This window comes from Rhodococcus sp. AC861, from assembly GCF_979256035.1.
The window spans coordinates 561,853-587,832 of record NZ_CEEDMW010000001.1 but is presented as its reverse complement, the minus strand read 5'-3'; the positions used below and the strand labels follow the sequence as shown (position 1 = coordinate 587,832).

Below are 25,980 nucleotides of genomic sequence, written 5' to 3'. Positions count from 1 at the left end.
CCCTACAGGCCCCGAGCCGAGACACCCAAGCCGCACACCGACAGAGCGCACACCCCCTGCATGAACCGCACACCCCCTGCAGCCGGCAGCGAAGGGTGTGCGCTCACGACAACAGGTGCGCACACCCCCTACGACTCCGCGATCGCCTTGAGCGCGGCGAGGGTACGGGGGATCCCGTCGAGCGCGGCGGTGCGGCGGATCTCGATCTCCTCCTGCGCGCGATCACCGAACTTCGTGTGGAAGTAGTCGATCCCCTGCTCGGTGAAGAGCCACGATTCGGTGAGCTTGGTCGAATCCTCGTCGATCGCCTCGAGCGTGTATCCCCACCGCACGAACGAATCTCCGACGAGCCAGGCGAACTCGGTGCCCGGGATGGCGACGGCAACGGTGGAGACCGTCTCCCACGTTCGGTCGGCAGTGACGTTGCGCCCGGTGAAGGTGGACCCGACCACGTCGGCGCTGCCGCCGTCGTTCCACCAGCACTCCTGGCAGATCGGGCTCCACTCGCCGGTCCGTGTGACGTCGGAGACGAGGGCGTACACGGCGTCGGCCGATGCGGCGATCACGGTGGAGTCGGAATGCTCGAGTGCTGTCATGCCTCGAGTATGCCGCCGAGCGGTGCAGCGAAAGTAGTGCGCCGCCGAAGTTCCTGCTCCGCCGCCCGAGTGCCCAGCTCGAGACGCTCCTCGTGGCTGCCGGTGAGCAGCACCCACGAGCGTCGGGATCGGGTGAGCGCGTCCAGGAACCACCCGGTCATCTCGGCGCGGACATGCTCGCCGTCACGAATGCCGTCCTGCACGAACGGAACTCCGTGGTGATCGGTCACCAAGTACAGGGCGTGTCGGTCGTCGGCAACGGCCCGATGCGAGTCGACGCCGAGGTAGCGGCGCTCCCACACCGTCGTCGCGAAGGCGTCGGTGTCGCAGATCAATACGGGCGATCCACGCCGCGCTGCCGCCTCCTCGTGAGCAGCCTGGGTGCGGGCGATGCGGGCGAAGTCGTCACCGGTCCAGACGATGTCGTCGACGGAACCGACCTCCGCACACTTGTCGACGGTGTCCTTCCGCCCGAACTCGTCGACGCACTCGGTGTCCGGCCATCGCTGCCGAAAGTGTGTAGTCAAGGCACCGGCAACAGTGGTGGTGCCCGTCGATTCGGAACCCACCACGACGATGCGCGTCGTGAGACCCGCTCTGGCGGGCGCATCGAGGCACCTCCACGAAGCAGCGAGATCGGCACGACACGACGTCCCGGACACGGGAAAGCCGGTGCGCGGCAGATCGAACGGCACGTGTCGAGCGTCGAACCACCGCGCCAGTTCTTCGCCGTACGGCTCGCTGGTGACCACCACATCGACGGGCTCGTTCCCGACAGCTGCACGCATGCACGCCACCTGCGCCGCCCACACGGCGCGGGACGTGTGGTCGATCGGTGCGTCGCACACGATGCCGGTGATGGTGACCGACTCGTCGCACGCATGCGATTCGGTCATCCAGGCGACGCGGTTCTGCAAAGACACCGACTCCACCGACGCGGACATCACCACGACGGTCACGCGCTCCGCCAGCGTGGCGGCGAAGCGGACCATCGCGTGGTGGCCGGCGTGCGGCGGGTAGAACTTGCCGATGATCAGAGCGTGCGTCACGCCGCCACCTCGACCCGGTCGTCGGTCATCGACCGCGTCCACGCCGACAGTCCGGCAACGCACAGTCCGATGAAGCCGAGGTACAGAACGCCGGTCAGGATCAGATCCTTGTAGAGGTAGAGCGGCACGTAGACGACGTCCGCCGCGATCCACAGCCACCAGGATTCGCGGCGCTTGGTCACCTGCCCCCACGTCGCCAGCAGTGACAGCACGGTGGTCACCGCATCCCAGAACGGCACGACCGACGTCGTCGCGGTGTCGAGGAACCACGTCATGGCCACCGTCGCGATCACTCCGACGACGCCGAGCCACCACCATTCCCGACGGCTGGTGGAGGTGACCACCAGCGGCCCCCGCGTTCCGCCGCCGACCCACAGAACCCAGCCGAAGAGTGCGAGAGCGATGTAGACGAACTGCAGCGCCGCGTCGGCGAACAGCCCGGCGCCGAAGAAGAGCAGGACGAAGGCGAGGTTGTTGGCGATGCCGATGGGCCAGTTCCACACCGACTGCCGTGCGACCAGGACGACGCAGGTTGCGCCGGTGACGAATCCGACGACCTCGACCCAGGACGTCGGTGCCCCGAACGACACGAACGCGGTGGATCCGAGCCACTCGATCAACGACATGACGCCTCCTTAGCTACGATTTGCGCTAAGCATGGCGCAGAAATGCTCCAAGTGCAACACGCGGCCCGCTCAGGCCACCGGCTCGAGCAACTGCGGCCCGTTGTTGCGCACGCTGTTGACGGCCGTGCTCACCTCGTACGGGGACAGATGCGGCTCGGGAATCGACTGGACCAGGTCCGCGACCGCGCCCAGATCGGTCAGCGTCGGGTCCAACCACGCATCACGCATGTCTGCAGGGACCACGACGGGCGACCGGTCGTGGATGTGCCCCAGCTCGTCGGTGGCCGTCGTGGTGAGCACGGTCGTGGTCCACACCCACTTGCCGGGATCGTCGTCCGCGAGTTCGGGGTCGGGCCACAGCTCGTACAGACCGGCCATTGCAAGAACGCCATCGGTGTGGAGGAAGTGCGGCACCTTCTTGCCTTCCCGCTTCTCCCACTCGTAGTACCCGTCGGCCGGCACGAGGCAGCGCCGCTTCGCCGCGGCCTTCCGGAAAGCGGGCTTCTCGGTGATGGTCTCGGATCGCGCGTTGATCAGCCGGCTCGCGATCTTGCGATCCTTGGCCCACGACGGGATCAGTCCCCAGCGCACGGTCCGGAGTTGCCGCGCCTCCTCCCCTCGCTCGAGGACGATGCGCACCGGATCGGTGGGCGCCACGTTGTAGGACGGTTCCGGGGCCTCGCCGAGCGCCACAGCAGCGTCGAAGATGGACGAGAGGTCGTCGTCGGACCGGGTACTCGCGTATCTACCGCACATGGTCCGATTCTGCCCCGGGCCACCGACATCTCGGCGCTTCGACCGAGGCGGACCCACACGAGTCCATTTCTGTTCGAAAATGTTGATTCATGTGAGATGCTGTGTCCATGAGTACAGCGCGGACGTCGTGATGCTCGCCCACCAACGTCAGCAGAGCATCCTCGACGAGGTGACGCGGCGCGGCGCCGTCAAGGTGGCCGACCTGGGCGTCGAACTGTCGGTGTCGGACATGACCATCCGTCGCGACGTGAACGAACTCGTGACCCGCGGCCTCGTCGAGCGAGTACACGGCGGGGTGACGCTCCCCCGAACCGCCAGCGTCTACGAGCCAGGGTTCTCCGCCAAGTCCGAGCTCGATCGTGACGCCAAGACGGCGATCGCCCGCGCTGCCGCTCGCTACGTCCGGCCGGGTACATCCGTCGGCATCTCGGGGGGCACCACCACTCACGCCGTCGCGCAGGAGCTGCTGGACGTCGCCGACCTGACGATCGTCACCAACTCGCTCCCCGTGGCCGATCTGTTCCATGCTGCCGGTCGCACGGTCCTGCTCACCGGGGGCGAACGCACACCGTCGCAGTCACTGGTCGGCCCCCTGACCGTCGACGCACTCGCCGGGATCCATCTCGATGTGCTGTTCCTCGGCACTCACGGGGTGGACGTCGAGTCGGGGCTCACGAGCCCCAATCTGATGGAGGCACAGACGAATCGGGCACTGGTCGCGTCGTCCCGGCGCGTGATCGTCGTCGCCGACCACACCAAATGGGGCGTGCGCGCACTCGCTAACACCGTTCCCCTCTCCCGTGTCGACGTCTTCGTCACCGACGCCGGCCTCGATCAGGGTGCACGCGAGGCCCTGAACGATGTCGTCGACGACGTCGTCGTCGCCGGATCCACCGTCGAAGAAAAGAGCGTCCGATGACCACGCACGACCCGTCGGCACCCCCACGCCACGCGGTGCGCAAGACCAGCACCATCCTGTCCGACGGCCGCGAACTGCTCTATTTCGACGACTCGGAACCGTACGTCTCCGGCGAGTTGACCAGGGATCTGGTGGACACCCGCCCCCTGCCGACCTCGGAGTCGTTGTCGCAGATGCGTTTCGACGTCCTGACCGGCGACTGGGTTGTCATCGCCGCGCAACGGATGGACCGGACGTTCCTACCCCCGCCCGACGAATCCCCTCTCGCACCCAGCCGGCCGGGCTATCCTCCCACTGAGATTCCCGCATCGGACTACGACGTCGTGGTGTTCGAGAACAGATTCCCCTCGCTCGCACAGTCCGCTGCCGCGCAACACCTTCCGACATCGGTGGACGGTGAGGAGCTGTGGCCGCTGGCCGCAGGAACCGGACGCTGCGAAGTCGTGTGCTTCGCCAGTGATCCCGACGCGTCCTTCGCCTCGCTGGACCTGCATCGGGTGCGGACCATCGTCGACGTGTGGGCGGATCGCACCGAGGCCTTGTCGGCGCTCCCGGGTGTGCGCCAGGTGTTCTGCTTCGAGAACCGTGGCAAGGAGATCGGCGTGACGCTGACCCACCCGCACGGCCAGATCTACGCGTACCCCTACCTCCCCCCGCGTACCGACGCCATGATGCGCCAGTCCCGTCTGCACGCCGAGCGCACGGGCCGCAAGCTGTTGACCGACGTCCTGGACGCCGAACTGCGTTCGGGCAGAAGGATCGTCGTCGACACCGAGCACTGGGTGGCCTACGTTCCGGCGGCGTCGCGCTGGCCGCTCGAGATCCACCTGGCACCACGGCGCGACGTCCCCGACCTCTCCGCACTCACCGTCGCCGAGCGGGACTCGTTGGCGCACGTCTACCGCGACCTTCTGCGCTCGGTGGACAACTTCTTCGACGGCGTGGACGAGGTGCCGTACATCGCGGCGTGGCATCAGGCTCCTGTCGGCGAGGACCGCGACCTCGGACGCCTTCACCTGCAGTTGTTCTCGATGATGCGCTCGCCGGGCCGGATGAAGTTCCTCGCCGGATCGGAATCGGCGATGGGCGCGTGGATCAACGACACGACACCGGAGAAGATCGCGGACCGACTCCGCGAGGTGCACCCGTGACCGCGTGGGTGCCGGTGGTGGCCGAGAACGACCTCGCCGACGGAGCCGTTGCGCAGTTCCGCACGACGTTCGGCACGGAGCCCGACGGCGTCTGGATAGCACCCGGACGTGTCAATCTGATCGGCGAGCACGTCGACTACGCCGGCGGACTCGTTCTGCCCTTCGCACTTCCGTACGTCACCGCGGTGGCGGTGCGTCGCCGCGACGACGGAATCCTCCGCGGCGCCTCCACCGCGTCGAACGAACACTGGGGGGTGAGGCTGTCATCTGTCGCCCCCGGATCTCCGGCCGGATGGGCTGCGTACGTCGCGGGTGTCGCGTGGGCGCTCGGCATCACCGACGGGGCGGACATCGCCGTGCACTCGTCGGTCCCGCTGGGCTCCGGCCTGTCCAGCTCGGCCGCACTGGAATGTTCGGTCGCGCTGGCCCTGCACGACCTGTTCGACCTGGACGTGGACCGACAGGCATTGGTGCAGGCCAGCATTCGCGCCGAGAACGAGATCGCCGGGGCGTCCACCGGGGGCATGGATCAGGCGGTGGCGATGTTCGCCCGAGCCGGCCACGCTCTACTGCTGGATTGTCTCGACGGGAGCACCCGACAGATCCCCCTGGATCTCGCGGCAGTGGACGCACAGGTCCTCGTCGTCGACACCAACGCCCCCCACCGCCTCGTCGACGGTCAGTACGGTGCCCGCCGCGCATCCATCGAGAAGGCATGCGCCGACCTCGGCGTGACGACGCTGCGTGGACTCGACCCCGACACCGCGTCCGCAGCCATGACCGATCCCACCACCGCGGCACGAGTTCGACATGTCACCAGCGAGATCCGACGCGTCGAGCAGGCGGTGGACCTGCTCGACGGCACCGTCGACCTCGCAGCACTGGGCACCCTGCTGACCGCGTCGCACCGATCTCTGCGCGACGACTACGAGGTCAGTTCCCCGGAACTCGACAGTGCCGTCGACGCCGCGCTCGACGCGGGCGCCTTCGGGTCGCGCATGATCGGGGGCGGGTTCGGGGGGTCCGCCATCGCGCTGGTATCTCTTGATCAGGTGGACGCGGTTGCTGCTGCGATCACCGATGCGGCAGCACGATCCGGCCTGCCCACACCGTCGTTCCTTACCGCTGACCCGTCGGATTCGGCGCGTCGCCACGAGGGCGGCGCGACGCCGCCACCAGCAGAATCAGTCCCACCACGAGACTGACTCCAGCCACCGTCCACAGGATGATCGGCCCGCGGTCGATCCACTCGAGCTTGTCGACCGAGTCCCCGGCACGCGCGATCTGCTCGGCCTGGCTCTCCTCGCTCAGCGACAACGACGCCTTCAGGATGGTCACCTCGGGCACCGCGGCGTCGCGGGCGAAGTACTGGAACGGCTGCTCCTGGCCACCGACCAGGCCACCGCTGCGAGGCTCGACGTAGATCTCGCGGGTGTTGGAGTAGTACCGCTTCATCGTGATCGGCGCGTCGCCCTCGAGACCCCACTTCGACGCGGGGAGGGTGACCGTGTTGATCGGCGACTGCGTCGTCAGGGACAGATCCTGGTTCACGACGGTCGACCGGAAGTGGTAGATCTCGACCCCGTCGATGTCGATCGCTTCGACGAACTCCGCGGGGAACGTGGTCCATGCCGTCGCGTCGTACACCGGGTAGGTCTTCTGCTCGGTCCCGAACGGGAAGCGGTGTTGGAAGCCGGTGCGCGGCAACGGCACGGCCGGCGCATTCGCCGCGGTCTGGATCGACCCTGCAGGTTCGACCGGCACGGCGGTCCGTCGGTCGATGGTCACCCGGTCCACCGACGCCGTCAACAGGCCGGGATCGCGATCACCGCGGCTCACCGTCACCGATGCCTGGAACGTCATCTTGTCGGCGTCACTGGGTTCCTCGACCGTGATGAGGCGACGCAGTTCGAGCGGAACGCCCGTCGACACCTCGAGCGGGCCGGCGCTGGCGATCGTCGACGTGTCCAGCACGTCGCCGCCCTGCCCGTCCGGGGTGGAGGCCACGATGCTGCTGCGGATATCGAGAGGCGTGACAGCCAACTTGTCCTGCACGTAGGTCGGGATCATGACCGCGGCGACCGATCCCGCGGCGGCGACAGCCAGGAACGCGCACCCGGCGACCAGGAACTTCCGCACGCCGGTCACCTGGTCCCGTACTGGACGTCGTTCTGCACCGTGGTGGCGATGTCCGCGGACACCGTGTCGGGCCTGGCGTTCTGCTCGGCCGACATCGTGATGCCCACGACCGCCGCGAAGGACAGGACACCGCCCACGACCACACTGGCCAGCGCCGGTACTACGACGTTGTTCATCTGCTTCAGTCCCCCCGAGGATCTTGTAGAGCCCAACTGTCCCATTTCGGACAGGCCCATCCCGACCGTTGACTGTTGTGAACGGTCAGCGAGTACGGGTCGTCGGCCTGGACCGCACAGTTTCAGCAGGGTGGGCGGCGGGTAACTCCCGCGGCATGAACGAATCCACGGGACATCCCCCGGCCACGGACCGCGCGCCGTCCCCGGCCGCGTCCGATCTCTCGACGGTGCAGTTGGTCGAGCGGTTGACGCAGCAGGTCAGCACCCTGGTCCGTACCGAAGTAGGTAACGCACTCGACGAGGTGAAGTCGAAGGGAACCAAGCTCGGCGTCGGAATCGGCATCTCGGGCGCAGGAGCGCTGCTGCTGTTCCTCGGGCTCGCCACTCTCGTGGCCACCGCGGTCCTCGGACTCGCCACGGTGCTCGCGCCGTGGCTGTCGGCTCTGATCGTGGCGGCCGTGCTGCTCCTGGTCGGCGCAGTCCTGGCCAAGACCGGTGCGACGAAGGCCAAGAAAGCGGTGCCGCCGGCACCCGAGGCGACGGTGGCGAGCGTGCAGCGCGACGTCCAGACCGTTCAGAACGCCAGGAAGGCACACTCATGACAGAGCAGCACGAACCCAAACACCTCTTGCGCACCGAGGCCGACGTCGACACACCCGTCGAGCAGCAGCGTGAGGAACTCGCCGAGACCGTCGAGGCTCTCGCCGCCAAGGTCGACGTCCCCGCCCGCGTGTCCGCGGCTGCGCAGGACACGACGGCCAAGGTCCAGGAAGTCGCTCAGGAGACCACCGCGAAGGTGCAGGCCGTGGCCCAGGACGGCGCCACGAAGGTGAAGCAGAACCCGCAGACCGCCGGCGCGTCGCTCGCCGGTGCCGTACTCGCCGTCGTGCTGGTCGCGCTCGTCCGCCGTCGTCGCGCCCGCAAGGCCGTCGCGCAGCAGAGCGTCATCGACATCCTGGCCGGCCGATGACCAGCACGTCGAAGGCCTTCTACAAGCCGCTCTCCCTGGCCACGAGCATCGTCGGCGGCCTGGTCGCCGGGCAGATCTTCAACCAGATCTACAAGCGCGTCGGCAAGAACGACGCCGAGATGCCCGATCCGAAGGATCTCTCGCGCAGCAACCGTGAGGTCTTGATCGCCGCCGCCCTGCACGGTGTGGTGTACGGGCTGGTCAAGGCCGGCGTGGACCGCGCAGGCGCCAAGGGCTTCCGGGCGCTGGCCAACGAGAACCCCAAGTGACCCAGATGACGACGAACAGGAGCCGTACGTGACCGAGAACCAGGGTGCCGCCTCCGAGGCGCGCAGTGACTTCGTCGACAAGATCAAGGGCCGTGCCAAGGAAGTAGCCGGCGCGGTGACCAACAACGACGAACTCGCCGACCGCGGGCGACTCGAGCAGGCCGAGGTCGAGCGTCGACGCGACGCCGAGGCCACCGAGACCGCCGCAGCACTCGAGATCGAGGAAGCGCAGCAGGACATCGCGGAAACCGAAGCAGAGGCCGAGATCGCACGTCAGTCCGTCGAGGACAGGACCGACGCCGCCGAGGCAGCAGCGCAGAACGACCGTCTGCGCGCCCACCAGACCGCGCAGGCCGACGCCATGAAGGACGCGGAGCAGGGACGGGTGTCCGCCGAGGCGCAGTCCGAGCGCCGCATCGCCGAGGCGACCGCAGAGCGTCGTGACGAAGAGGCGAAGGCCGCCGACGAGATCTCCGCCGCACGCGACGACTACCAGGAGTCGCTCGACGACGCCGATCGACTCGAGCAGGAAGCCGCCGAAGCCCGGCGCCGCGCCGCGGAGGCCGAGCAGGAAGTCCGCGCCGACGCCGCTACCGACACGGAGGAGAACTCGTGAGCTTGTCCCTACCCCGTCGCGTCCTGCGACTGCAGTACTCCATCGCCCGCCTCCCGTTGCAGGCGCTGGAGGCGACCGTGATCAGCCGACTCGACGCCGAGGGCCCCATCCGCGCGACGTACCAGCAGATCATGGGCGGTGTCGACGGAACGGTCGGCGCACTCCTCGGTGACGAGGAATTGGCCAAGCGCGGACAGAAGATGCGCAGCGCGGCAGCCGATCTGGAGAAGGCCGCGCGTCTCGAGGCTCAGGCCCGTGAGAAGCGCGCCGAGGCCACGAGGGAATCGCAGCGCAAGGTCGACGAGGCGTCGGCACGTGCGAAGAAGGCACGCAGCACCGCCGAGGAGAAGATCGACGACGCGGCCGAGACCGAGATCGACGCGAAGGTGCAGGCAGGCAAGCAGGCGACCGCACGCCTCGAAGATCGCAAGTCGCGCGCCGACGACATCGCCGACAAGCGCATCTCCGCCGCCGAAGCCGAGCGCCAGGCGAAGCTGTCCGAGGTCGAGCGTCGCGAAGAAGAGGCGAAGGCGCCTCGCACCGACGAGATCGAGGACGCCACCGAGAAGTTGGAGTCCGCGGACGAGGCGCGAGACGACGCCGAGCGGCTCGCCGACGTCGTGGAAGCGTCGAAGGACACCTGAGAAAGACCGCCAGGATCCAGTGGACTGCTCGGGGGCAGACCACTGGATCCGCCGCGCAGTGAGACGATGGCAGACGTGAGCACATCAGAAGCGTCTCCTCCTCGCGTGCACCGGCGTCTCGAGCAGTCCGTCAAGCTGCAGAACGTTCTCTACGAGATCCGTGGGCCGGTCCACGCCCATGCCGCGCGCCTCGAGGCCGAGGGCCACCGCATTCTGAAGCTCAACATCGGCAACCCGGCGCCGTTCGGCTTCGAAGCTCCCGACGTGATCGTGCGCGACATGATCGCCGCGCTTCCCACGGCGCAGGGGTACTCCGAGTCCAAGGGCATCATGTCGGCCAGGCGCGCCATCGCCACCCGGTACGAGCTGGTCGACGGCTTCCCGTTCCTCGATGTCGACGACATCTACCTCGGCAACGGCGTGTCCGAGCTGATCACGATGACGATGCAAGCTCTCCTCGACGACGGCGACGAGGTGCTGATCCCGGCGCCCGACTACCCACTGTGGACGGCGATGACCACGCTCTCCGGCGGCAAGGCGGTGCATTACCGCTGCGACGAGGAGAACGACTGGAACCCCGACCTCGCCGACATCGAATCGAAGATCACCGACCGCACCAAGGCGCTGTTGGTGATCAACCCGAACAACCCGACGGGCGCGGTGTACTCGAAAGAGGTGCTCCGCGGCATCGCCGCGCTGGCGCGCAAGCACAGTCTGCTGCTGCTGGCCGACGAGATCTACGACAAGATCCTGTACGACGGCGCGCAGCACGTCTCGATGGCGACGATGGCTCCCGACCTGCTGTGCCTGACCTTCAACGGCCTGTCCAAGGCTTACCGCGTGGCCGGGTACCGCGCCGGATGGCTCGCCATCACGGGACCGAAGGACCACGCCGCCGGATTCCTCGAGGGCATCAACCTGCTGGCGTCGACACGCCTGTGCCCGAATGTGCCTGCGCAGCATGCCATTCAGGTCGCACTCGGCGGACACCAGAGCATCAACGACCTCATCCTCCCCGGCGGACGCCTGCTCGAGCAGCGCGATGTCGCGTGGAACGGGCTCAACGCCATTCCCGGTGTCAGCTGCGTGAAGCCGCGCGGGGCGCTCTACGCGTTCCCGCGACTGGACCCCGAGGTCCACGAGATCCACAGCGACGAGAAGCTGGTCCAGGACTTGCTGCTGCAGGAGAAGATCCTGGTGGTGCAGGGAACGGGCTTCAACTGGCCCGACCACGACCATCTACGCATCGTCACGCTGCCGTGGGCCCGCGATCTCCGTACGGCGATCGAGCGGTTCGGCAACTTCCTGTCGTCGTACCGGCAGTGACCGTCAGGGCGTTCGTCGAGGCGTTGCCAAAGGTTGAATTGCACGTTCACCTCGAGGGATCCATGTGGCCGAGCACGCTGAAGGCGTTGGCGGACAAGCACGACGTCGAGGCGATCCCCCGCACCGAGGACGCGCTGCGGGAGTGGTTCGAGTTCCGGGACTTCGCGCATTTCATCGAGGTGTATCTGACGTCGATCGGCGTGCTGCGTGATCCCGAGGACTTCGCCCGCCTCGCGTACGACAGCCTGACGGCACTCGCAGCGCACAACGTCCGGTACACCGAGATGCACGTCAGCCTGTTCGGCCACCTCATGCGCGGAGTCGACGCCGCCGTGGTCTTCGAGGGCATCGAGGAGGGTCGCCGCCGCGCGGAGGCCGACAGCGGCATCGTCGCGGCGTGGATCCCCGACTTCCCCGGAGACTTCGGCGTCGATGCCGCGGAGCGGACGCTCGACGCGGTGCTCGCCCACCGGACCGAGTCGATCGTCGGGTTCGGCATCGGCGGCATCGAGGTGCCCCGCGGCGAGTTCGCCGACGTCTTCTCCCGGGCGCGGTCCGCGGGCCTGACGTCGTTGCCCCACGCGGGTGAGACCGGCGGACCGGACCACATGTGGTCTGCGCTGAACGATCTGGGTGCGGCGCGAATCGGCCACGGCATCGCCGCGATGCAGGACGAGAGGTTGGTGGCGCATCTGGTCGAGCACCGGATTCCGCTGGACGTCTCCCCCACCTCCAACATCCGCACGCGAGTGGTCGAGTCGCTAGATATGCACCCGCTGCCGGCCATGATCGACGCGGGCCTCGTCGTGACCCTCAACAGTGACGACCCGTCGATGTTCGGCACCGATCTGACCGGTGAGTACCTCGCTGCGCATTCGATGGGCGTGGATACCGAGGGCTTGCGATCGCTCGCCCTCGCGGGGGTCGACGCGTCGTATGCGGACGCGGAATTGAAGCGGCAGCTGCGGGCGGAGATCGCCGCGGTGGAGGAGTAGGCCCGGTTCCCGCGGACGTTTCCGGTTCCCGCGGATGCTGCAACGCCTACGAGAACCCGGAACGTCAGCGGGAGCGCCGCGGTGATTTCGGGGCCCGCCGATAGTGTGACCCGCAGTGTCATACACCACGATGTGTGACGGCACACAACTTTTCGGACTCTATTTGCAACCCCGTGACCATCTCGGCGCCTCCGGGCGGGTATGTTCGTACATGAGCCCTTCGGGGTTCCGAAAGCGCCGATCGGCCCCCCACCCCCCCGGTGGGCCGCTCGGTCGGTGGCGGGGGACACCCCCCCTGCTTCCCCGCCACCCGCTTTCGTCGAGCCGCGCGAGGCGCTCTCACCTCGCCCCGGCAACTAGGGTTGCCACGTGAGTCACGGCCACGGACACAGTTCCGCTCCCGCACCGATCGGCAAGGTCGCTGCGCGTCTGGTCGTCGGAATCCTCGTCGTCGTCGGTATCGCGGCCGCCATCGGCGTGGTGCTGCTGTGGCCGAGTGACCGCACCGTCGAGGTGCCCGCCCCGTTCCAGAGCGCTGCCGGCGGCGTCGTCGCCACGGAGTACGGCACCGTGGTCTCCCAGGACATCGGACCGTGCGGCAGCTCCTCGAACGGACGCGTCTTCACCGGATCGCCGACTCCCCCGACCGTGTCCGGCTTCGACTGCAATCGCAGCATCGTCTCCATCGACAGCGGCGTGAACGAGGGCACCAGGACACTGCTGGAGGTGACGCCCGGGCCGGGCACCCCCGACCTGCGTGTCGGCGAGGAGATCCGCCTGGTGCGAGGCACCGACGACAGCGGCACCGCGATCTACGGATTCGACGACTACTCGCGGACCACACCGCTGCTGCTGGTCGTGGCGATCTTCGCCGTCGTGATCTGCGTCGTCGCCCGCTGGCGAGGACTCCGCGCGCTGCTGGGCCTCGGCCTCGCGCTCGGTGTCCTGGTGACGTTCGTGCTCCCCGCGATCCTCGACGGCAAGTCCGCCATCCTGGTGGCCGTCGTGGGCGGCACCGTCATCCTCTACGGCGTCCTCTATCTCGCGCACGGCCTGAACCTGCGCACCAGCTCGGCGCTGCTGGGCACCGTCGTGTCGATGGGCGTGGCTGCCGGACTGTCCGAGGCCGCGATCCGGCTGACCAAGGTGACCGGACTGTCGGAGGAACAGAACACCGATGTCCAGGCGTATCTGGACCACGTGAGCATCACCGGGCTCCTGTTGGCGGGCTTCATCATCGGCTCACTGGGCGTGCTGAACGACGTCACCATCACCCAGGCGTCCGCCGCGTTCGAACTCGCCGAGCTCGATCCGGGCGCGTCCCGGCGGTCGATCTTCACCTCCGCGATGCGGGTGGGACGCGACCACATCGCCAGCACCGTCTACACCCTGGTCCTCGCCTACGCCGGCGGCGCTCTGCCGCTGCTTCTGCTGTTCAGCGTCGCGGGGCGCTCGATCAGCAACGTGCTCACCGGGGACGCGGTGGCCATCGAGATCGTGCGCTCCTGCGTCGGCGGCACGGCACTCGCGCTGTCGGTACCTCTCACAACGGCCATCGCCGTGATGCTGGCCAGGCCTCCTCGTGGCCGTTCGACAGCGACCGAGCGGTCGGGTCGGCACTCCGCCCGCTGAGCAGGATTCGCGTTCGGGAAACATCACAGCGAGTCACCATGAGGTATGCGGTGGTGCTACAAAACATTCTCATGTATTGTTTTGGAGGGTTCGGGAACCTGCGCGTTTGTTTGATGCATATTCGCAGAACGCGACGACTATGTGAGGACACACAAAATGAACACTCTGGCCGCAGAGGACGTCGACCGTATCCGTGAGGTACTCGGCAAGTACGGAAAGCTTCCCGTCGAGATCACGAGCGTCAGCGACGACGCCGATCTGTACGACGCGGGGCTCACGTCACACGCGAGTGTGAACGTCATGATCGCTCTCGAAGACGAATTCGACGTCGAGTTCCCCGACCGTCTGCTCCAGAAGACGACCTTCGCCAGCGTCACCGCCATCGCCAACGCTGTCGCAGAGCTGGCGTGATCGCGATGACGACACTCGAAGCTCCCTCGACAGCTCCCCAGGTCGGTCTCGACCTGATGCCCCTGGACGAAGTGCTCGCCGTGGTTCGCAGCAATGCCGAACTGGTCGACCGCGAAGGCCGCTTCCCCGCAGAGTCGGTCCAGGCTCTGCGGGCCGCCGGACTGTTGTCGGCGTCGGTGCCCAAGTCCCTCGGTGGTGCCGGTATGACCCTCACCGAGTTGGCGACGGTCTCCCGCGCCCTCGGTGGTGAATGCGCGTCCACCGCCATGATCTTCGCGATGCACCACACCCAGGTCATGTCGCTGTCGCGTCACGGCCTCGAGTCGCCGGTCATCCGCGACTTCCTCGCGTCGATGGTGACGGACCAGCCGCTGGTCGCCTCCGCCACGACGGAGATCAACATCGGCGGCGACGTCCGCTCGAGCAGCTGCGCCGTCGAGTACGAGGGCGACCGCTACACGCTGACCAAGAACGCTCCCGTCATCTCCTACGGCGAGTACGCCGACGTGGTCCTCGCGACCGCGCGTCGTTCTCCCGAGAGCGCCCCCAGCGACCAGGTACTCGTCGCGTGTCTCCGTGAGGACGTCACGCTGCAGAAGACCGGCACCTGGGACACGATGGGCTTCCGCGGCACCTGCAGCCCCGGATTCATGCTTCGTGCATCCGGTTCCGCGGAGTGGGTCGTCCCCGCCACCTACAGCGACATCTCGGCACAGACGATGCTGCCGACCGCCCACGTCCTGTGGGGAGGCGCGTGGCTCGGTATCGCCGACGCCGCCGTGCGCAAGGCACGCAAGTCCGTGCAGAAGCTGGCACGCAAGACACCCGGCGTCACCCCGCCGTCGGCCGCTCGTCTCGCCGAGCTCCTCGTCGTGCACCAGCAGCTGTCCGACACCGTCTTCACCGCCGGCGCCAAGTTCGACGCCATCAGTGACGACCCGGCCGCGCTCGGTGCCATCGGCTTCGCGCTGTCCATCAACAACGTGAAGGTCACGGCGTCCGATCTGCTGATCGACATCGTCGCTCGGGCGCTGCTCATCTGCGGCATCGCCGGCTACCGCGAGGACAGCGAGCTCCGCATGAGCCGCCACCTCCGCGATTCGCACGGCTCCGCGATCATGGTGAGCAACGAGCGGATCCTGAACCACAATGCTCAGCTGTCTCTCGTCTACAAGGGGCTGTGATCATGACCGACACACTCGACCGCAAGACCGTGTCCGACCTCGACCAGGCCCGGTCGGATTTCCGCGACCAGCTCGTCGCTGCCGGACTCCTGGTCCCCAGCTCCCTCGACGGCCTGTACGGCCGCTCCGGTGAGTTCGAGGACATCATCGACCTGATCGACGAGCGGGTCAAAGCTGCCGGCCGGGCTGCGCACGGAAACAAGTTGCAGCGCTTCCGCTTTCCGCCCGTGTTCCCCCGCGATGCGTTCGAGAAGACGGACTACATCGCGTCGTTCCCCAATCTGACCGGTGCGATCAACACCTTCTCCGGTGACAACAAGGCGCACGCGGAGCTTCTCGCCGCGCGGTCCGAGGGTCAGGACTGGGATCACTGGCTCGAGTCGGCAGGAACCATGCTGGTCTCCGCCGCGTGCCACCCCGCCTACTCGATGTTGACGGGTGCGCTGCCCGCCGAGGGCACCATGCTCGACGTCTACGGATACTGCTTCCGCCACGAGCCCGCCGTGGATCCCGCACGCATGCAGGCGTTCCGCATGCACGAGTTCGTCCAGGTCGGTACTCCCGACCAGGCCGTCGAGCACCGTGAGTCGTGGATCGAGCGCGGACAGACGGTCCTGACCGAACTGGGTCTCGACTCGTCGCCCGTCATCGCCAACGATCCGTTCTTCGGCCGCGCCGGCCGCATGCTCGCCGCGAACCAGCGCAACGAGAACCTCAAGACCGAACTCGTCGTCCGCCTTTACGGTGATCTGGACGAAGGCACCGCGGTGGTGTCGTGCAACTGCCACCGCGACCACTTCGGACACACCTTCGACATCGAGACCGCCGACGGATCGGAAGCGCACAGCGCCTGTGTCGGTTTCGGTATGGAGCGCATCGCTCTGGCCATGCTTCGCACACACGGACTCGACACCTCTCGCTGGCCGGGCGCTCTACGCCTGTCCTGACACGGTCACCGTCGCCCTGGCGATGCTGTTCACCGCTCGCACATGGCCCCTCGGGGTCGTGGCGGTCGCGTGCGGCAGCAACGTCAGGGCGCGAGACGTTCCAGGGGCCAGGTGGAACCACGAGTCCGACGGTCTGAAACCGTCGACGTCGACGCACACGTACTGCGCGGTGTCGGTACAGGACACCGTCAGCGTCCACAGCCCGTCGTCGTTCGCTGTTGCCACTGCGGACAGACCCACCGAGTTCTGCAGCGGCAACAGACCGCTCTCCGTCAGAACCACGGTCTCGGTGACGACGCCGTCGTCGCCCGCGAGCTCGACACCGACGCTGTCGAACGTGCGGGCACCGAATCGGTGGGCGTGCGTCATGTCGGTGAACCGCCCGACCACACCGTCGGCGGTGGTCGCCACCGCCGAGTGGGCGTCCAGTTCGATCGCTCTGCTTCCCTCGGCGGCAACGACTCCCGTGCGTAAGTAGGCCCTCACGGTGAGCGTGCCGGAGAACGGTTCCGCACCGTCGTGCAGGACGTCGAGCCGCAGTCCGTCCATGCCCTCGTCGCTGACCAGAACCGTGGTCGGCGCAGCGGCGCGCGCCAGCGCGAACCAGGGAGCCTTGGGCCCACCGTCGCTGTCGGTAAAACCCCAGCCGGCGCCCGGTTCGAGGTCGCGCAGCGTGAGCACCAGCGCTCCCCCGCACTCCGAATCCGGCCGCCTCCAGTAGCCCATGGTGTGCGTCACCGCCTCGCACACAGCTGCCCGCCCCAGATCGAGATACCGCTCGGGATCGTCGCGCCGTACCAGCGACGGCTCCACCCCGAACAGGTTGCGCACGTAGTGATCTCGGACGTCTTCGAAGTCCCAGGAGGATCCGCGATCGCGCGGCACCGTCGCCTTCCACCGCGGGTCGTGTCCGGAGGGATGCGCGGATCCGAACACCGTGTCGACGACGCGTCGCTCCGGCGGTACCGAGAACGCCAGGCACTCCCCCGCGAACCGCACTCGCGCCGTTCGCACGTCGGAGAGCGGCCTGAGATAGCCACCGACACCGAAGTAGTGGGCGAAGCCCGATCCGACGTGGGTCGCCAGGTCGCCGCCGGACGGCGTCGACGGAACGTAGGCGATGTCGGGACGGTCGCGTATCGACTCGGGAATCACGCTGTCGAGCAGAAGCATCCGCGACTCGTCCGCGCCGAGGCCCAGCATCGTGGGCTGCTGGTACGTCTCGCTGCCACCACTGAGCACCATCAGCGACGGTCCCACGGCGGTGTCCAGGAGGGAACGGACCTCGGCCACGACGGACGCGTGGAAGTCCTCGTCCTCGGGTGGGTCGACGGTGGCCAGCATGACGTCCTGCCACACCATGATGCCCAGTTCCGCACAGAGGGAGAAGAATTCGGCGCTCTCGTAGACCATCGTTCCCGTGATGCGGACCATGTTGAGGCCGGCGTCGACGACGGATTGCAGGGTGTCGCGCAGCTGCTGCGGATCGTTCTGCAGGGAGACCGGGTCGAGCGGAACCCAGCATCCGCCGCGGCAGAAGATCGGTACGCCGTTGACAAGCAGCGTGGTGCCCCGCAGTTCACCGGAGCGGAAGCCGACGAGCGATTCGATGACGCGAGTTCCGACAGTGGCCGTGACGGGGTGCAGGACCGGGGTGCCGTGGGTGTGCGGCCACCATCGCTGCCTGCGTCCGACGTCGATCGTGTGGTCGATCCGGCCGTCGGCGTCGGAGAGGACGTCGAAACGACTGTCGCCCAGCGTGATCCGCACCGGTTCGTTCGGCGGTCCCGAACCCACGACGTGCACGACGCACGTGTCGTCGACGACGGAACCACGGACAGCGAGCACCGTGTCGTCGGCGGGAAGGCACCGCACCGCCCGCCACGGACCGACCGGTGCCGGCGCACCCGTGAACACCGGCGCTCGTCCCAGCATGGAGGTGCGTACCCACCGCAGGCCTTGCGCCGACACCATCGACGATCGCCAGCGCCCGCGCGGGCGCCGCTTCTTCAGTGCACGATTCAGCGAGCGGAAGCAGAGAGCGATCGACATCGTGCCCGACACCTGCGCGGAGACACCCAAGGGCACGAACATCGACTCGCTGGTGGCCGACAGTCGGCCGTCGACCCACACCTCCGACACCGTGGCCAGACCGTCGAGGCGCAGACGGACCGACTCGACGCCGTCGGGCACGGTCACGACGGTGTCGAACCACCAGTCCTGGTCATCGAGGTCGTCGTACGAGACACCCGCCGCTCGGAGAGCTCCCGCGACGGTCCCGGGCACCGGAGCGTCACGAGCCTCACCGCTGTCGATCAGCTGATCAGGACCCTCGACTGCACCCGGTGCGGTCCCTCGAAGGTTCCAGCGAGCATCGGCCAGCAGATCGAGGGGCTCGGTCACAGCGCCGAACGTACCTTGTCCATCCCCGTCTGCCAGGCCGTTGCCATCGCTGCGACCGACTCGCTGACGTCGACCTCGCGTCCGCGGGCGGCGCGTGCCATGCGGAACTGCACCGACTTGGCACCCGACGCGACGGCCCGGAACGGTTCCGCTGCGGCCGCCGCTCCGGCGACTCCGCGACGTTCGAGGTATTCGGCCAGATCGGCGGCGAGTTCGGCGGTCGATCCGCATTGCCGGAGAGTGCCGAAGGACCAGAGGTGAAAGAAGTCCGGACCGGATTCGCGCACCAGCGCGACGTCCTCGATGACACGCCGACCGAGACGCTCCACCGGGTTACCGCGATCGGCGCGCGCCAGATGCGAGCGCACGACATCGAGATCGTGGTCGTCCACCTCGGGTCCCGCTGCCAGCGCGTCGCGGTCGACGAGGATCCGCTCGACGTAGGGCGGCAGAGCGACCGCGCCGGGCGGGAGCGACCGCGCGAGCGCGCCGTCGAAGTCGTCCCCCTCGAGGCGGAACAACCCCGCGTTGTGGAAGTAGTCGAGCCGCCGTGCATCCGTGTCGATGGTCGTCGGCACGATGGTGGTCTTGGTGTGCTCGCGGCCGTAGCTGGTGCCGTCGGTGTCGGGGAGGTAGAACGCGTCGATCTCGACGGTGCTGAGCACGCCGTCGTGCATGTTCTCGACGAGGTGCTCGCCGAAGGGCTTCCAGATGTTCATCTCGGCGACGTCGATGCCGTACAGCAGCCGCAGATCCTCCGGTTGGAACTTCACGAAGTCCCACTGACGGCCGTCGAAGCCCGCACTGAGAGCGAAGGCGAGCGCCGGCGTCGGATCGGCGCCCATCGCATGCAGCAGTTCGATCCACAGGTCGACGTAGCAGTTGGTCTCGGACCACGTGCGGTCGGACGAGTGCAGCGCGTGGGAGCGGTACGTCGCCGGGTCGAGAGTCGCGGGCAGGGGCGACCCGCCCACCGGGGTGGCCGAGAGGTTGACCGTCACTGCTTCTCCTTCTGACGTCGCCGGGCTGGTCCCCTCACGACAGTAGCGGCGCGACGTCCGTTCAGAACCCGTCGTTGCTCGAGAACGAACCGTCCCCTGTATCGGTCTCGTCGGCGAACGGATCGACGGTGGTGGTCACCGTCGACGGTCGCGGTATCCCGCGTGACCCGACGGGCGCTTGCGTCGCAGTGGGCACGACGGTCGACGAGTTCGCCGGAGCCGGGTCCATCGGCGCCGGCATGGACGTGAAGGTCCACGCCGCCGCGCCCGCCATGATGGCGCACGACACGGCGATGACGATGGCGACGGGAACACGACTGCGCCGCGGGTCTGGCACCGGGTCACCGCCCACCGAGACGACATCGACGCGCACCGGGTCGACCTGAATCGGGTCGACGTGCACAGGGTTCACGGGTGCGTCGTCGTAGTACTGGTTCTCCGGGAAGTACACGGGCTCGTCGACAGGGTCCGGCGGCGGAGCGACAGGGGACTCGCGCGGCTTCTTCGGATCCATCGCGGTGAGGACTGGCACGCCGAACTTCTCCGCGGCGGCGATCGACAGGACGGGAATGACGGCTCCGCCACCGATCAGGACGACGGCATCGAGCTCGCGCTCGCCGTCCAGGAGTGACGCCGCGGCGTCGAGGGAGCCGTCGAGCAACGGTCGGACGGCCGTCTCGAATTCGTCCCGGGTGATCAGGGTCGCGCCGCCGCCGGGTGTGCGCGCCACGGTCGCGGACGACAGCGACTCCTTGACGCGACGGCAGAAGACCATGACGTCGGTGTCGTCGGAACCCTCGGCGGGCCGTTCCAGAATGCCTTTGTCGACTATGTGATCGAGCACTATGTGGTCGAAGACGTCTCCGCCGACCATCGAGGACGTCGAGCTGTCGATCACAGCCATCTCGTCGACGTCCACGAGGCTCACGGTGGCGCCGTTACGGCCCAAGTCGTACAGCAGAACCAACGAATAGTCCGACAAAACGCCCGTATCGACCACATCCGGGGAGACCGATGTCACAGCGTCGGTGGCGGTCATCCCTCGATGCTCCCTCTCCTGTGGTGGTCGGTCGATCTGCGTTGTCACATGTCACAGCCTTGTTCACGTCTCGCCTGCTTCGGACGGCATAACCGAACAGCGTCGGTCGTATGGCGTCCAAAAGAATCTTCCGGTATGTTAAACGATGAAATACGGAACTACGAGATCGATACCGGTCACAGATGCGACCGGGCACACATTACTGCCAGGTAGGCCCCCAGGGCGACTGTCGGTGGTACATCGATCGTAGAAATTCCGACCCGAGCAGCGTATCGAGCGGGGCCGATGCGCACGGCCGAGCTTCGTCGACGCACACACGGCGCACCGGGCGCTCCGATCCAGAACTTTGGTTCGGTGTCACAACCCGTCGCAGTGAACGCGTCGTCGTCCACCGGACCGAGACGAAAGGCTGTCGACCCCGATGATCTCCGCACCCGCCACTCGTGACCTGACGGCCACGGTGCAGGTTCACATGACCGGCGCCGAATGGTTCGCCGATACCCCAGGCGGCCTGAACCGTTATTTCACCGATCTCTTCCTCGCACTGACCGAGCTCGACGGCGTCGAGGCATCCGCCTCCGCCTTCGGCGACTCGGACCTGGGCACCGCCGGCTCCGATCCCCGCGCGTCGTCCTGGGGACCGACGGCCGGGTCGACTCTCTCCCGCGTCTGGTCGTCGCTGTCCGCCGACCGCGGCCTGCCGAAGTCCACTCTCATCGACCGCCACTTCAGCCTCTTCGGCCGTCCGACCCTGGGTCTGCGCGGCGCCCATCCGTCCGTGGCGCACTTCCACGGCCCGTGGGCCGCCGAGAGCGCGATGTCGGGGCAGAGCGACATGGTCGTCCGCGCCAAGTACTGGGTCGAGCGCCTCCGATTCCTCGACGTGCGCCGCTTCATCGTTCTCTCCGGACACTCGGCCCGGATCCTCACCGAGGGCTACGCCGTCGATCCGTCCGCGATCACCGTCATCCCGCCGGGTGTCGACCTAGGCCGCTTCACCGTCACGCCGGCACCGAGCACCGCTCGACCCACCGTCCTCTGCGTCCGTCGCCTCGAGCGACGGATGGGTATCGACCGTCTGATCGCCGCCTGGCCGTCGGTCGTCGCCGAGCACCCGGACGCACGACTCGTCGTCGTCGGCACCGGTACCGAGGAAGCGGCCCTGCGACGCCTCGCGGCCGACTCCCCCGCCGCGGACTCCATCGACTTCGCCGGACGCACCAGCGACGAGCGTCTGTCCGCGCTGTACGCCGAGGCCACCGTGTCGGTCGTTCCCACCCTGAGCCTCGAAGGCTTCGGACTGATCGCGCTCGAGTCCTGCGCCAGCGGACGTGCACCGATCGTCACCGACTGCGGCGGGTTGCCCGACGCCGTCGCGGGTCTGGACCCCACCCTGGTCGTCCCGGCCGGCGACGTCGACGCACTCGCCCACCGCCTGTCCACCGCCCTGAGCGGCGAGGTCCCCAGCGCCGCGGCCTGCCGAGCGCACGCCGAGACGTTCTCCTGGGAATCGTCGGCGCGTCAGCATGTCGACCTCTACCGAGAGCTGGTCCAGCGATGACCCGCGCACTGTTCCTCGCACACACCGCGGCACCGTCCGGTGCGGAGATCGCCCTGCACCGCCTGGTCCGTGCCATGGACAAGACCGACGTCACTGTCGTCTTCACCGAGTCGGGCCCGATGGTCGACAAGCTGCGTGCCGACGGCACCGACGTGGTCGTCGTGGACGGTGCGTTCGACAGTCGCTCCGTGAAGATCGAGGGAATGTCGATCCGCCGCATGATCGGCGGGCTGACCGGGCTGATCCGCCTCGGCTGGGCCGTCGGCGCCGTCGTCCGCGAGTCGGGTGCCGATGTCGTCATCGCCGAGTCGTCCAAGGCGCTGCTCATGGGAACCATCGCCTCGCGGCGTGCCCGGGTGCCCCTGGTGTGGCACTCCCACGACCGGATATCGCGCGAGTACTTCGGCGCGCTGTTCACCGCCGTCCTCCACGTCCTGGGCTGGACCGCCTGCCGCGGGTTCATCGCCAACAGCACGTCGACACTGAAGTCGCTCCCCACTTGGCGTCGGCCGGCCGTGGTCGCCTACCCCGGTGTCGACGGGTCGGCGGACCGCCCGACGGGCGCCCGCCCCGAGCAGTCCGCTCCCGAGGACACCGTGCTGTGCCTCGTCGCCCGCCTCACCCCGTGGAAGGGACACGTCCTCTTCCTCGAGGCGATCGCCGCGATGACCACCCGCCCGGCGCACGTCTTCCTCGTCGGCGGCACCTTCTTCGGCGAGGAGCCTTACCGCGCCGAGCTCGAGGCCATGGCCGCCGCCCTCGATCTCCCCGTCACCTTCACCGGCCACGTCGACGATCCGCGGGACTACATGCGGATGTCCGACGTGCTGGTGCACTGCACCTTGACGGCCGAGCCGTTCGGCCAGGTCGTCGTCGAGGGCATGCTGGCCGGGTGCGCCGTCGTCGCGTCACGGCCGGGCGGACCTGCGGAAATCGTCGAGCACGGCGTCAACGGCATGCTGGTCGATTCCGGCGACCGTGAGGCGCTCACCGCCATGCTCGATCGCGTCGTCGCCGACCGTGACCTGCGGACGCGTTTGTCCGCGGCCGCCCCGGCTCGTGCAGCACACTTCGACATCGAGGAGTCGGCCCGCACGGTCGAGGACTTCCTCGAGCGTGTGCTCGACAGCGTGACGGTGGGTGCTCACCATGGTCGGTGAACTCACCCGAGGCGGCGTGCGGGGCGGTCCCCCCACCGAGTCTCCGAACAACCGTCCCGGCTCGCTGCACAAGCTCTCCGCCGTTCGCGACATCGCCTTCGTCAGCTTCGGCAAGTACGGCCAGTACCTGGTCACCATCGTGACGTTGCCGCTCACGGCCCGCATCCTGGGCACCGAGGGACTGGGTCTGCTCGCGATCGCGATGTCGGCGTACTTCATCGGCTCGCTGCTGGTCGACTTCGGCATCACCACGTTCCTCGCGGCGATGGCGAACGACGAGAACCTCAACCAGCTGCGCGGGAACTACCTCGCGCTGCGCGCCACCGTGCTCGCCGTGATGGGCACCGGGCTGCTGGCCAGCCTCACCCTGGGTGCGCACGTGCACCTGCACATGATCCTGCTCGGCCTCTTCGCCGGCGGCTTCGCGTCCTTCGGTGACGACTGGGTGCTGGTCGCCCAGGCACGGTTCGGTATCGGCGTCGTCTACCAGGGCGTCGCCCGCATCCTGTACCTCGTCCTGCTGGTGACACTGCTCCCGATGTTCCCCAGCGCCGCCGTGGCGATGCTCTGCCTGCTGGCGTCCTCGATCGTCCCCGTCGCCCTGACGTGGCGGCTCACCATCCGAGAGTTCGGTCGACCGAGCCGGCCGAAGGACGTCACCACGATGGTGCGACTCGGCGTGCCCGTCCTCACCTCGCGGTTACTGATCACCAGCTACGGCCAGGGTGCGGCGACCTTCTACTCCGTGGCTCTGTCCGCGGCATCGCTCGGCATCTTCTCGGCCAGCGACCGACTGGTCCGCGCGTTCCAGTCGTTGCTCGACGCCATCGGTTACGGCCTGCTGCCGCGACTGGCGCGGGGCCGCGAGGACCAGTTCTGGCAGAACGCACTGCGCGGACTCGCCGCCTGCGTGGGTGTGGCCGTCGTGGCCACCGTCGGTCTGTGGATCAGCGCACCGCTGCTGATCTCGCTGGTGTTCGGCGACGAGTTCACCTCCGCCGTCTCCATCATGCGGGTGCAGGTGTTCATCCTTCCGTTCACCGCCATCACCTCTTTCGTGACCACCGCGATCCTGCCGGTCCGCCAGGACACCAAGGGCGTGCTGATCGGCGCCGTCATCGGCACCGTGTTCGCCGCAGGGGCTCTGGCCACCGCGCTGTCCACCGGGTCCGTGTGGGCACTGGTGTACGGAACTCTGACCTGCGAGGTCGCCGTCGCCGCGTGGTACCTGCTGCGCGTGCGCATGCTGCACCGACGTGCCGACGACGCGCTGCGTCTCGAGGCCGACGCCCCCACCACACCCCTGTACGTCGTCGACGCCGACGCACCTACCGTCCCGTTCGCCGCCCGCACTCGCGGCAAGGAGGTCCGACGATGAAGATCCTCTTCCTCGGAGACGACTGGATCGGCAGCAACGCCCGGTCCATGGCGGACGGGTTCCGCGAAGCGGGCCACACCGTGCTCGTCGTCGACACGACACCCGTCGCGCTGCCGACACGGTTGTCGCCGCCGTGGGTGTACAGCAAGCTCGGCCGTGGCCGCGCCCCGTGGGTGCTCGAAGCTCTGCACCGCCGGATCGAGGCGGCGGCAGCGCAGTTCCGCCCGGACATGCTGTTCGCGTTCCGCACCGTGCACCTCGACCAGGACCGACTGCTGGCTCTGCCGGCGGGTCTGCACGTGCACTACAGCCCGGACGACGTGTCCAACCCCTACAACACCACCCCTGAATACCTGCGCCGCGAGGCGGACTGGGACCTCGTCGTCACGACCAAGCAGCACAACGTGCCCGAGCTGGAGTCGCGCGGCGCGAAGTCCACGCTGTTCGTCCACAGTGCGTACGACCCGGCCTGGCACCGTCCGACCGCCCGTCGGGATCCGGCCGAGTACCTCGTCGGCTTCATCGGTGCCTGCCGCCCCGACCGTCGCGACTCGATGGTGGAGCTCGCTCGCAAGCACGGGTCGGCGATGACGGTCCAGGGGCCGGGATGGCGACGGGTGTCCGCCCTGCGGACGACGTCGGCTCACATCGGTGGTCCCGTGTACGGCGAGGGATTCTCGGTGGCGGTGTCGGCCGTGCTGGCCAACCTGGTGCTGCTCAACTCCGACAACCGCGACACACACACCTGCCGCACCTTCGAGGTGCCCGCCGCCGGCGGATTGTTCGTCGGCGAGCGCACCGACGAGCACATGTCGCTCCTCGAGGACGGACGGGAATGCCGACTTTTCTCGAGTTCGGAGGAACTCGATGACATCCTGACGTGGTGCCGCACCGAACCCGATGCAGCAAGGGACATGGCGGAACGCGGTCGGCTGCGGATCGTCGGTGACCACCACGCGTACGTGGACCGAGCACGGGAGATGATCGATGCGGTGTGACATCGGTTCCGTGACCCGTGCTCTCGGCGGTGCA

27 protein-coding genes are annotated in these 25,980 nt (G+C 67.9%); 18 read left to right on the top strand and 9 right to left on the bottom strand.

Translation table 11 applies throughout. The annotated features are described in order from the left end of the window. Positions 1-128: 128 nt before the first annotated feature. From AC0IX4_RS02845 to AC0IX4_RS02830, 4 genes are all read right to left on the bottom strand, one after another. On the bottom strand, positions 129-596 hold the full coding sequence (locus AC0IX4_RS02845; protein ID WP_471827956.1) for an SRPBCC family protein: 468 nt from the start codon (positions 594-596) through the stop codon (positions 129-131). Continuing rightward, positions 593-1,645: an AAA family ATPase gene (locus AC0IX4_RS02840; RefSeq protein WP_235579510.1), complete on the bottom strand. Its 1,053-nt coding sequence runs from the start codon at positions 1,643-1,645 to the stop codon at positions 593-595. The genes AC0IX4_RS02845 and AC0IX4_RS02840 overlap by 4 nt, the downstream gene beginning before the upstream one ends. After that, the gene (pnuC, locus tag AC0IX4_RS02835) at positions 1,642-2,271 is read right to left on the bottom strand and encodes a nicotinamide riboside transporter PnuC (protein WP_471827955.1); all 630 of its coding nucleotides are present in this window, start codon (positions 2,269-2,271) and stop codon (positions 1,642-1,644) included. Before pnuC ends, AC0IX4_RS02840 begins: the two co-directional genes overlap by 4 nt. Positions 2,272-2,340: 69 nt before the next feature. Continuing rightward, a complete protein-coding gene (locus AC0IX4_RS02830; protein ID WP_471827954.1) occupies positions 2,341-3,027 on the bottom strand; it encodes an SOS response-associated peptidase in 687 nt (228 codons plus the stop codon). A 130-nt stretch (positions 3,028-3,157) separates the two neighbouring features. Between AC0IX4_RS02830 and AC0IX4_RS02825 the strand changes: the two genes are divergently transcribed. Genes AC0IX4_RS02825 through galK form a run of 3 tightly spaced genes read left to right on the top strand, consistent with a single transcriptional unit; the run spans position 3,158 to position 6,302 of the window. Continuing rightward, on the top strand, positions 3,158-3,946 hold the full coding sequence (locus tag AC0IX4_RS02825; RefSeq protein WP_082043212.1) for a DeoR/GlpR family DNA-binding transcription regulator: 789 nt from the start codon (positions 3,158-3,160) through the stop codon (positions 3,944-3,946). Further along, the gene (gene galT / locus AC0IX4_RS02820) at positions 3,943-5,097 is read left to right on the top strand and encodes a galactose-1-phosphate uridylyltransferase (protein WP_471827953.1); all 1,155 of its coding nucleotides are present in this window, start codon (positions 3,943-3,945) and stop codon (positions 5,095-5,097) included. The genes AC0IX4_RS02825 and galT overlap by 4 nt, the downstream gene beginning before the upstream one ends. Further along, on the top strand, positions 5,094-6,302 hold the full coding sequence (gene galK, locus AC0IX4_RS02815; protein WP_471827952.1) for a galactokinase: 1,209 nt from the start codon (positions 5,094-5,096) through the stop codon (positions 6,300-6,302). Before galT ends, galK begins: the two co-directional genes overlap by 4 nt. Here galK and pgfA read toward each other — a convergent pair. Both pgfA and AC0IX4_RS02805 read right to left on the bottom strand, forming a co-directional pair. Next, complete coding sequence (gene pgfA, locus AC0IX4_RS02810) at positions 6,217-7,236, bottom strand: cell envelope lipid trafficking protein PgfA (RefSeq protein ID WP_197074808.1); 1,020 nt, start codon at positions 7,234-7,236, stop codon at positions 6,217-6,219. The two genes, galK and pgfA, sit on opposite strands and share 86 nt — an antisense overlap. Positions 7,237-7,241: 5 nt before the next feature. Next, positions 7,242-7,412, bottom strand: a complete 171-nt coding sequence (locus AC0IX4_RS02805) for a DUF2613 domain-containing protein (RefSeq protein WP_162245366.1) — start codon at positions 7,410-7,412, stop codon at positions 7,242-7,244. 155 nt (positions 7,413-7,567) lie between these two features. Here AC0IX4_RS02805 and AC0IX4_RS02800 point away from each other — a divergent pair, with 155 nt between their 5' ends. The 11 genes from AC0IX4_RS02800 (at position 7,568) to AC0IX4_RS02750 (ending at position 16,406) form a co-directional block, all read left to right on the top strand. After that, complete coding sequence (locus tag AC0IX4_RS02800; RefSeq protein ID WP_042575868.1) at positions 7,568-8,014, top strand: phage holin family protein; 447 nt, start codon at positions 7,568-7,570, stop codon at positions 8,012-8,014. Beyond that, entirely contained in the window at positions 8,011-8,382 is a 372-nt protein-coding gene (locus AC0IX4_RS02795; RefSeq protein WP_042575869.1) for a DUF3618 domain-containing protein, read from the top strand. The genes AC0IX4_RS02800 and AC0IX4_RS02795 overlap by 4 nt, the downstream gene beginning before the upstream one ends. Continuing rightward, the gene (locus tag AC0IX4_RS02790) at positions 8,379-8,651 is read left to right on the top strand and encodes a DUF4235 domain-containing protein (protein ID WP_042575870.1); all 273 of its coding nucleotides are present in this window, start codon (positions 8,379-8,381) and stop codon (positions 8,649-8,651) included. The genes AC0IX4_RS02795 and AC0IX4_RS02790 overlap by 4 nt, the downstream gene beginning before the upstream one ends. A gap of 28 nt (positions 8,652-8,679) precedes the next feature. After that, the gene (locus AC0IX4_RS02785; RefSeq protein WP_471827951.1) at positions 8,680-9,267 is read left to right on the top strand and encodes a hypothetical protein; all 588 of its coding nucleotides are present in this window, start codon (positions 8,680-8,682) and stop codon (positions 9,265-9,267) included. After that, the gene (locus AC0IX4_RS02780; RefSeq protein ID WP_471827950.1) at positions 9,264-9,911 is read left to right on the top strand and encodes a hypothetical protein; all 648 of its coding nucleotides are present in this window, start codon (positions 9,264-9,266) and stop codon (positions 9,909-9,911) included. Before AC0IX4_RS02785 ends, AC0IX4_RS02780 begins: the two co-directional genes overlap by 4 nt. A gap of 66 nt (positions 9,912-9,977) precedes the next feature. After that, positions 9,978-11,237 (top strand): pyridoxal phosphate-dependent aminotransferase, encoded by a 1,260-nt coding sequence (locus AC0IX4_RS02775; RefSeq protein WP_042575873.1) that lies wholly within the window; start codon positions 9,978-9,980, stop codon positions 11,235-11,237. Further along, the gene (gene add / locus AC0IX4_RS02770) at positions 11,234-12,232 is read left to right on the top strand and encodes an adenosine deaminase (RefSeq protein ID WP_471827949.1); all 999 of its coding nucleotides are present in this window, start codon (positions 11,234-11,236) and stop codon (positions 12,230-12,232) included. Before AC0IX4_RS02775 ends, add begins: the two co-directional genes overlap by 4 nt. A gap of 369 nt (positions 12,233-12,601) precedes the next feature. Beyond that, positions 12,602-13,864 carry a YibE/F family protein gene (locus AC0IX4_RS02765; protein WP_471827948.1) on the top strand — a complete coding sequence of 421 codons (1,263 nt, stop codon included), beginning with the start codon at positions 12,602-12,604 and terminating at the stop codon, positions 13,862-13,864. Positions 13,865-14,020: 156 nt separating this feature from the next. Further along, entirely contained in the window at positions 14,021-14,275 is a 255-nt protein-coding gene (locus AC0IX4_RS02760) for an acyl carrier protein (protein ID WP_056071379.1), read from the top strand. Between the two features lie 5 nt (positions 14,276-14,280). Further along, on the top strand, positions 14,281-15,459 hold the full coding sequence (locus tag AC0IX4_RS02755; RefSeq protein ID WP_471827947.1) for an acyl-CoA dehydrogenase family protein: 1,179 nt from the start codon (positions 14,281-14,283) through the stop codon (positions 15,457-15,459). Between the two features lie 2 nt (positions 15,460-15,461). Beyond that, entirely contained in the window at positions 15,462-16,406 is a 945-nt protein-coding gene (locus tag AC0IX4_RS02750; RefSeq protein WP_471827946.1) for an amino acid--[acyl-carrier-protein] ligase, read from the top strand. Here the strand turns inward: AC0IX4_RS02750 and AC0IX4_RS02745 are convergent. The 3 genes from AC0IX4_RS02745 to AC0IX4_RS02735 form a co-directional block, all read right to left on the bottom strand. Next, a complete protein-coding gene (locus tag AC0IX4_RS02745) occupies positions 16,392-18,809 on the bottom strand; it encodes a glycosyl hydrolase 2 galactose-binding domain-containing protein (protein WP_471827945.1) in 2,418 nt (805 codons plus the stop codon). The genes AC0IX4_RS02750 and AC0IX4_RS02745 overlap by 15 nt on opposite strands. Next, positions 18,806-19,810: a DUF1839 family protein gene (locus tag AC0IX4_RS02740; RefSeq protein WP_471827944.1), complete on the bottom strand. Its 1,005-nt coding sequence runs from the start codon at positions 19,808-19,810 to the stop codon at positions 18,806-18,808. Before AC0IX4_RS02740 ends, AC0IX4_RS02745 begins: the two co-directional genes overlap by 4 nt. Positions 19,811-19,871: 61 nt before the next feature. After that, positions 19,872-20,849: an Hsp70 family protein gene (locus AC0IX4_RS02735; RefSeq protein ID WP_471827943.1), complete on the bottom strand. Its 978-nt coding sequence runs from the start codon at positions 20,847-20,849 to the stop codon at positions 19,872-19,874. Positions 20,850-21,321: 472 nt separating this feature from the next. Here AC0IX4_RS02735 and AC0IX4_RS02730 point away from each other — a divergent pair, with 472 nt between their 5' ends. From AC0IX4_RS02730 to AC0IX4_RS02715, 4 genes are read left to right on the top strand one after another with little or no spacing between them, the layout of a single operon-like run. Continuing rightward, a complete protein-coding gene (locus tag AC0IX4_RS02730; RefSeq protein ID WP_471828330.1) occupies positions 21,322-22,410 on the top strand; it encodes a glycosyltransferase family 4 protein in 1,089 nt (362 codons plus the stop codon). After that, complete coding sequence (locus tag AC0IX4_RS02725; RefSeq protein ID WP_056071386.1) at positions 22,407-23,570, top strand: glycosyltransferase family 4 protein; 1,164 nt, start codon at positions 22,407-22,409, stop codon at positions 23,568-23,570. The genes AC0IX4_RS02730 and AC0IX4_RS02725 overlap by 4 nt, the downstream gene beginning before the upstream one ends. Continuing rightward, on the top strand, positions 23,560-24,948 hold the full coding sequence (locus AC0IX4_RS02720; protein ID WP_082518346.1) for a lipopolysaccharide biosynthesis protein: 1,389 nt from the start codon (positions 23,560-23,562) through the stop codon (positions 24,946-24,948). Before AC0IX4_RS02725 ends, AC0IX4_RS02720 begins: the two co-directional genes overlap by 11 nt. Continuing rightward, entirely contained in the window at positions 24,945-25,946 is a 1,002-nt protein-coding gene (locus AC0IX4_RS02715; RefSeq protein ID WP_056071388.1) for a CgeB family protein, read from the top strand. Before AC0IX4_RS02720 ends, AC0IX4_RS02715 begins: the two co-directional genes overlap by 4 nt. Positions 25,947-25,980: the final 34 nt, after the last annotated feature.